This window comes from Mesorhizobium sp. M1A.F.Ca.IN.020.03.2.1 (genome assembly GCF_004023205.1).
In the GTDB taxonomy this organism is placed as follows: Bacteria; Pseudomonadota; Alphaproteobacteria; order Rhizobiales; family Rhizobiaceae; genus Mesorhizobium.
On the sequence record NZ_RZSV01000437.1, the window covers coordinates 1 to 1,878 of the forward strand.

General features: G+C 65.5%; 2 protein-coding genes. Both read left to right on the forward strand.

Annotated features, from left to right (window positions below; genetic code table 11):
- Nucleotides 1-993: cation:proton antiporter (locus EOA79_RS31785; protein ID WP_206639296.1), on the forward strand; the 993-nt coding region annotated here is incomplete at its 5' end.
- A gap of 126 nt (nucleotides 994-1,119) precedes the next feature.
- Nucleotides 1,120-1,878, forward strand: a 759-nt coding sequence (glyA, locus tag EOA79_RS31790) for a serine hydroxymethyltransferase (protein ID WP_164894057.1), incomplete at its 3' end; no start/stop codon positions are given.

The following is a 1,878-nucleotide window of genomic DNA, read 5'->3' on the forward strand; positions in this document are numbered from 1 at the left end:
GCGCAGGTGCTGGTGATGGTTCTGCTGCCCTTCGTCGCCTATCTCATTGCCGAGCATGTCGGCGCTTCCGGGATTCTGGCCGCGGTCACCGCCGGCCTGGTTACGGGCACCTCCGGCATTTTCCGCCATCTCTCGGTCTCGGCGCGGATTCAGGCGATGTCGCTATGGTCGATGCTGACCTTCGTCTTCAACGGCGCTCTCTTCATCCTGCTCGGCCTGCAGCTTCCTGACATCATTCGCAGGGTCCCGCCGGAGCTCACCAGCCGGCACTGGCTGTTCGAGCCGGTGCTGACCGTGCTCATTTTGACGCTCTGCGTGATCGGCCTGCGCTTCCTCTGGATCTGGATCGGCGACATGGCATCGATGATCGCCGCGCGGCTCGGCAAGCGCAAGGCAGAGCCCTTTGGTTTCCGCGTCAGGCTTGCCGGATCGGTGGCCGGCGTGCGCGGCGCGATCACGCTTGCCGGCATCCTGTCGCTGCCGCTCGCGCTGCAGGATGGCTCGCCCTTTCCAGCGCGAGACGTGGTGATCTTCCTCGCCGCCGGCGTCATCATCTGCTCGCTGGTCATCGCCAGCCTTGCTTTGCCGAGGATCGCCCGCGGGCTGGTCGAGCCAGGCGAGGATCCGGGTGCGGCCGAGGAGCGGCGGGCGCGTGCGGGCGCTGCCAAGGCCGCCATCGCCAAGATCGAGAGCCTCGCCAGCGAGGGCGGCGAAGGCGAGGCGGCCGAGGCCCGGCTCGCGGTCGCCGACAGCATCGTTGCCGGCTACCGGCGCCGCATCGCGGCTTCCGACGAGGCCGAAGAGGCGCGCGCCGAGGCGCGCGAATCCGGGCGGCTGGAGCTTGAGCTCAGGCACGCCGGCATAGAGGCGGAGCGCGCCGCCGTGCGCGCCATGTTCCGCACCCGCCAGATCAACGACCACACGATGCGGGCGCTGCTTTCCGAGATCACTTTGACAGAAGCGCTGCTCAAAAGCCGGCGCGACCGGAAATAGTGTTCAGCCGATTTGCTTGGCGCAATCCGGCCAGCAAATTTCGCGCCGCAAACGTGGCGGGCTCCAAACAACTGTGTTAATGGCGCGGCGACCTCGCAGACCTCCGGCCCCAAGGGAAAGCAAGCCATGTCAAATGCCGCGGCAGCCGCCAACAAATTCGAATCCTTCTTCGAGACCACGCTTGCCGACGCCGATCCGGAAATTTTCGGCGCCATCCGCAACGAGCTTGGCCGCCAGCGCCATGAGATCGAACTGATCGCCTCGGAAAACATCGTGTCCCGCGCCGTGCTCGAGGCGCAGGGGTCGATCATGACCAACAAATATGCCGAGGGTTATCCGGGCAAGCGCTATTACGGCGGCTGCCAGTTCGTCGACGTGGCCGAGGAACTGGCCATCGAGCGCGCCAAGAAGCTTTTCGGCTGCAACTTCGCCAATGTCCAGCCGAACTCGGGCAGCCAGATGAACCAGGCCGTCTTCCTGGCGCTTCTGCAGCCCGGCGACACGTTCATGGGCCTCGATTTGAACTCCGGCGGCCATCTCACGCATGGCTCGCCGGTCAACATGAGCGGCAAATGGTTCAAGGTCGCTTCCTACGGGGTGCGCAAGGACGACCACCTGCTCGACATGGACGCGATCGAGAAGACCGCGCATGAGACGAAGCCGAAGCTGATCCTGGCCGGCGGCACGGCCTATTCGCGCATCTGGGACTGGAAGCGTTTCCGCGAGATTGCCGATTCGATCGGCGCCTATCTGATGGTCGACATGGCGCATATCGCCGGGCTAGTCGCCGGCGGTATGCACCCGTCGCCGCTGCCTTATGCGCATGTCGTGACCACGACGACGCACAAGTCGCTGCGCGGGCCCCGCGGCGGCATGATCCTGTGC